General features: G+C 59.2%; 6 protein-coding genes and 2 pseudogenes. 2 read left to right on the top strand and 6 right to left on the bottom strand.

What is annotated here, in order from left to right:
* A pseudogene (locus RM2_RS22570) lies at positions 1-208 on the top strand (hypothetical protein); the annotation flags it as partial.
* A 111-nt stretch (positions 209-319) separates the two neighbouring features.
* Here the strand turns inward: RM2_RS22570 and RM2_RS22575 are convergent.
* Positions 320-526, bottom strand: coding sequence for a hypothetical protein (locus tag RM2_RS22575; RefSeq protein WP_139277911.1), 207 nt, complete (start codon positions 524-526; stop codon positions 320-322).
* A 228-nt stretch (positions 527-754) separates the two neighbouring features.
* On the opposite strand from RM2_RS22575, the pseudogene RM2_RS22580 reads away from it, so the two are divergent.
* Positions 755-1,171: pseudogene (locus RM2_RS22580) on the top strand (transposase); the annotation flags it as partial.
* 184 nt (positions 1,172-1,355) lie between these two features.
* On the opposite strand, the gene RM2_RS24305 reads toward RM2_RS22580, so the two are convergent.
* From RM2_RS24305 to RM2_RS22600, 5 genes are all read right to left on the bottom strand, one after another.
* Entirely contained in the window at positions 1,356-1,673 is a 318-nt protein-coding gene (locus RM2_RS24305) for a hypothetical protein (protein ID WP_139277912.1), read from the bottom strand.
* Positions 1,673-1,897: a hypothetical protein gene (locus RM2_RS22585; protein WP_072691704.1), complete on the bottom strand. Its 225-nt coding sequence runs from the start codon at positions 1,895-1,897 to the stop codon at positions 1,673-1,675. Before RM2_RS22585 ends, RM2_RS24305 begins: the two co-directional genes overlap by 1 nt.
* Positions 1,898-1,924: 27 nt before the next feature.
* Positions 1,925-2,278 (bottom strand): DUF4158 domain-containing protein, encoded by a 354-nt coding sequence (locus tag RM2_RS24310; protein ID WP_139277913.1) that lies wholly within the window; start codon positions 2,276-2,278, stop codon positions 1,925-1,927.
* A gap of 131 nt (positions 2,279-2,409) precedes the next feature.
* Entirely contained in the window at positions 2,410-3,720 is a 1,311-nt protein-coding gene (locus RM2_RS23680; RefSeq protein WP_084721965.1) for an RICIN domain-containing protein, read from the bottom strand.
* A 714-nt stretch (positions 3,721-4,434) separates the two neighbouring features.
* The coding region (locus tag RM2_RS22600; protein WP_139277914.1) for an RICIN domain-containing protein at positions 4,435-4,738 on the bottom strand (304 nt) is incomplete at its 5' end.

Here is a 4,738-nt window from a genome sequence, read left to right on the forward strand (position 1 = left end):
CGGTGTCTACGTCACCGACGATTATTCCAATGCGGTGTCGGTGATCGACACCGCCACCAACACCGTGACCGAGACCGTCTCCGTCGGGGCCTACCCCGGGGGCATTGCAGTCAACCCGAACGGGTCTTACGCCTACGTCGCCAACGCCGACGACGGCTCGGTGTCGGTCATCGCCCTCAATCCATTCGCAGATCTACCTTCACAGTGACCACGGCCGCCGCCTGCCAGGGCCGTCGACTCGACGCTGGTCTGATCCCTGGCGCTGAACGAACCGAACACGGTTGGTCCATCCCGCTCGACGGACTTCTCGCGGCTGGGTTCACCCCCGACCGCCCCCGACCACCCGACGATGCCCGCGACCATGCACGAGCGGACACCGGGCAGGTCCCGGGCGGCTGACCAGCTCGCGCAACGTGTGAGGGAACTCGAGCAGCAACTCGGGGCCGCACAGGTCGACGCTGATCGGGAACGCGCGCAACCGCAACGTGTCGCAGCCGAACGGCTTGCCGCTGACAGGGCCGAGCATGTGGAAGACCTTCGCCGAACGCTCGCAATGCTCACCACGGGACGACCGGACCAGGCGCCCGAGCAGACCCAAAGCAACGCGGCCTGCTCGGGCGCCTGGTTGATGGTCTCAGCTTGTAGGAATCGAACCCTGTTCGGAGGTGGGGAGCCGTACCGGGACTGTCTGAATAACGGTTGATCTGATCTTGGTTCGACACGCCGAGCCGTGGCTTGGCGGGAAGGATCGATGATGACAGAAACACTGGATCCCATGGCAGCGACTGAGGTGGATCAGAAGCAGTTGGCCGAACAACTCCTGGCCCAGGCCAAGGAGCAGGGTGTGGAGCTGATGGGCCCGAACGGGCTGCTCAATCAACTCACCAAGAACGTTCTCGAGACCGCGTTGGACGCGGAGATGACCGAGCATCTCGGGTACGAGAAACATGAGGCCACGGGTCGTGGCAGCGGGAACTCGAGGAACGGCACCCGATCGAAAACGGTGTTCACCGAGATCGGGCCCGTCGAGATCGAGGTGCCCCGGGACATCGATTCCTCGTTCACCCCGCAGATCGTCAAGAAACGTCAACGACGACTGACCGGCATCGACGAGATCGTCTTGTCCTTGACTGCAAAGGGTTTGACGACCGGTGAGGTCTCGGCTCATTTCGAGTGCCCGATCTCTCGATCGGGCACTTTCTCATCGGCGCGTGAAATCAGCGCATCCCCTCCACCAATATCTCGTAGTCGGTCGCGGGAATCGCGCACATCCCTCCGGCTGCGTCCAGGACGAACCTGTAGTGACGCGCCGCACCCCCTCACCACCGCCCGCATCGGTGGATGCCTTCCTGCTCCTACTCGGAGCTGCGCGATCCGAAGTAGAAACCTGTTGTTGTTCCCACGACTCCGACCACGACGGGCAGGAGCGCGGTTGTGACGCCTTCGAGCTGGTCCCAGTCCCGCCACCCGAAGACGACCGCCATAGCGAGGAAGGCCACGAGGGCCGCGAACAGTCCGAACGCTAATACGGCGAGCCAGCCGCGCATGTTCTCGCGGTGCCGGCTGGGGTCGTAGGTCTCCCCCTCTTGGAGCAGGTGTCCAACGTCTTCCTTCTGAGCCCCGCCGAGGTCAGGGATGTTGCCGTTAGGTTCGGGTTCGTCCTGCTGGCGCATCAATCCACGAACTTGATTTCGCGGAAGACGCCGTCCTTGCCTTTGACGTAGACGTCGCTGCCTTCTTTGCGGACGTCGAGGAAGAATGCCTCGGTAGCGAGGGATTTCCTGATCGCGTCGTTCTTGTTCAGGCCCGCCATGTCGGCGACTTTTTCGAGGTTGCGTTCGTCGCGTTCACGGAGGCTTACGGTTGCTCTTCGGACTGTTGCCGCTGAATCTTCCATAGCCATCATTCTATCATCAGGATTGCATCAGGATTGCATCAGCAATGATGAAAGACGCGGACAGTCCCCGACACCTCGAGACCACGACTGGGCTCGGTGATACTCGATCGTGCGGCCGGTCCAGCGGTAGAAGTCCAGCAGCGCCGGATCGATCTTCACCTGCTCAGCCATGTACGCCACCGCAGCGGCCGGTAACTCCTCAGGCCCGATAGGGAACCGGGCCTCGAGCTCGAAGAATTTCAGCAGCAGGCTGAACCCGAGGCGAGTCGCGCCCGACTTGTTCCCCACCAACCGCCAGTCCCCACCGACCAGCGTCCACGACCCGATCAAATCCTCGGTCGACCACTCCTGGACCACGCTCGGCAACAGCAGACGAATCAACCTGAGCGCGCGAAGCTACTTTGCGGCTGGGGCCAGATTCAGGATTCCGGGGCCGTACCAGGCAAATCCGGCGCGCTTCTCTCGCCGGCCGACGCCACCGAAGATGCCGACCATCTATCGGCCGGTATCGCTCACGCGAAGGGAGGAGGGAAGTTGAATTGCTGGTTGGGTCCGCCGGTGCAGTCCCAGAGCTGCAAACGGGTGCCGTTGGCGGATTCGCTGTCGGTCACATCCAGGCATTTCCCACTCGGAGCGTTGACGATGGTGCCACCGACCGGGTTGCCGTCGGTGACCTCGGGGGAGACAAACCACTCATCGCTCGTCTGTGTTCCGCACCCGCTGATCTGGATCGGCGCACCGTTCGGGAAAAGATCACTCAATGAATTGACCGCAGTTCCTTCGTGCACATCCAAGCATTTTTGGGTGTGCGGGTTGACGATCTGCGTCCCACCACCGCCCGTGTGCATCGTCCACTGCTGGTTTTCCGCACCCGTGTTGTCCCACATCTGCACAGGAGTGCCACTGACAGTTCCGTCATCGACAATATCGATCACCCGGCCATCCAAACCGTAAATAGGAGGATCAACCACTTTGATCGTCGCCAACGGTTGAACGCCATTGTTCACATCAGCATCTGGTGTGTCCCGGGGTGAACAACGCAGGCTGACATATCCGGAATGCGGGAAGAATAACGTATTGTCGTGATTCGTTGTCAGAAAGGTAAAGAAATTTTTTGGATCATTGTATTCGTTCGCACTCTTGCCAACTCTAATCGTCGGACTGATTTCTCCCGCGTTATCGGAAGGCTTCACCGTAACTCGAATTTCGGGAAAATTAATTGTCAGGTTAAATGAGTTGAAACCCCCATCATCGTGGGCTGAAGCATTCGGTCCATTATTTGTGACCACCCCGTTCTTCGTTCTCTGCTCGGTAGCATTATTGAATGTCAATCGTAGGTGCTTCCCTGTGTCCGACTCCCTTCCGTCATCGTCGATACGGATAATGTCCCATTCGTCTCCTGCCTCGGCGGACACAAAGTCGACTCCTTCTGGGATATCGATGTCAACCTTCATCCGTTCACTACCTTTTACACCATTTGCTGTTGCGCCATCCTCGAACACATTCTTGAGTTTGAGGGAGTCAAATTGAAGGGAATAGGTGAAAGTTTCCCCGACGGTCACGACTCTTGGATAGGTAGTGTGAACACCCATTTCTGCATCTTTCCCGAAAATATCGACCGGCTCGTCATGGAAGGCTTGACCTGCCGTTCCACCGTTGGAATACGCGCCACAACTCACCTTGAATGTTGTCGTTGACTGAGCAGTGCCATCCTGTCCGGCGACAGGATCGTCATCGGCCGATGCGGCGGCATGGGTGAAGGGAAGGACTCCTGCGGACAGGATTGCTACTGCCGCAATTCTCGACCAGCGGAGTTGATTCATCGTTGTACCTTCAGACCTGGATTGAAATGGGTGGATGGGGGTGGGTGTCGAGGAGATGATCTCGATCCCTGACCCACATGTTTCGTGAGGTAGCGGTATTTCGTGTAGCCGGGTTCGGGTGCGCGTCTTCGGCGGTCGGACCCGGTTGGGGGTGTCTGAGGCTTCGGTTGCTGGCTGGTTCCGCAGGCCCGGTGTGTTCCCTTCCTTCCACTTTTTCTCTTGCCCGACAACAACTACCCGCGGTACCTACCGTGAAATCTCCAGGTTGGCGGTCGCTCGATTGTGTACGCGGTGAGGTTTCTTGGAGTGGCGGAGTGAGAAAGGTGTACTTCCGGTCGAGTTCGGTGCACCACTCGCAGGCTGGCGCCGCGAGGGTGGTAGTCGCAATCGTCGACATCTACTTGTTTCCTTTCCTGCTGTGATACCCGGGAGGAGTTCTGGTATCGGGATGAACGGGCAGACAAGTATGGGGCGCGGTTGAATGCGGCCTCGACTAAGTATTGCCGTTGATGCGGGCCGCGTATGTCCCACGAACAGGCCTCATATCTAGTCCCCCGATCGGGGGACACAGCTACCGTCTGCCATGAACATGACCGCTCTGAACAGCTTCCAGCCAGCTTGAATCGTCCCGAGTTTGATGCGCACGGCGGTGTCAAGCCGTTGCTTCCACGGCTTGACACCGCCCCGCCCAGGTCTAGTTCAAAGAATCCCCATTTACATATTCCATTGCTGATTCGACTCACCAGTGCAGGGGGCGATTTGAACCGGGGTGCCGTTGGCGGAGATGCCGTCGGTGACTTCGAGGCATCTGCCGGTGGTGGTTTGAACGATGCTTCCGCCGGGTTGGTTCCCGTCGATGACTTCGTCGGCGATAGTCCACTGTTGCGTGATATGTCCGGAGCATTTGCCCAGTTCGACGGGCGCAACGCCATCCGGGCTCGGATCATCGCCGAACTGCCCGTAGCCGTCGTTGAGTTCTTGCAGGCACAATCCGGACACCGGGTTGACGATCTCACCA

This window comes from Rhodococcus marinonascens NBRC 14363, assembly GCF_001894885.1.
GTDB lineage: Bacteria > Actinomycetota > Actinomycetes > Mycobacteriales > Mycobacteriaceae > Rhodococcus_F > Rhodococcus_F marinonascens.

What these genes read in the sequence shown, in the direction of transcription:
- RM2_RS24305 (WP_139277912.1), bottom strand. Translation starts at nt 1,673, where the DNA reads ATGCGCCAGCAGGACGAACCCGAACCTAACGGCAACATCCCTGACCTC.
- RM2_RS22585 (WP_072691704.1), bottom strand. Translation starts at nt 1,897, where the DNA reads ATGGAAGATTCAGCGGCAACAGTCCGAAGAGCAACCGTAAGCCTCCGT.
- RM2_RS22575 (WP_139277911.1), bottom strand. Translation starts at nt 526, where the DNA reads ATGCTCGGCCCTGTCAGCGGCAAGCCGTTCGGCTGCGACACGTTGCGG.
- RM2_RS23680 (WP_084721965.1), bottom strand. Translation starts at nt 3,720, where the DNA reads ATGAATCAACTCCGCTGGTCGAGAATTGCGGCAGTAGCAATCCTGTCC.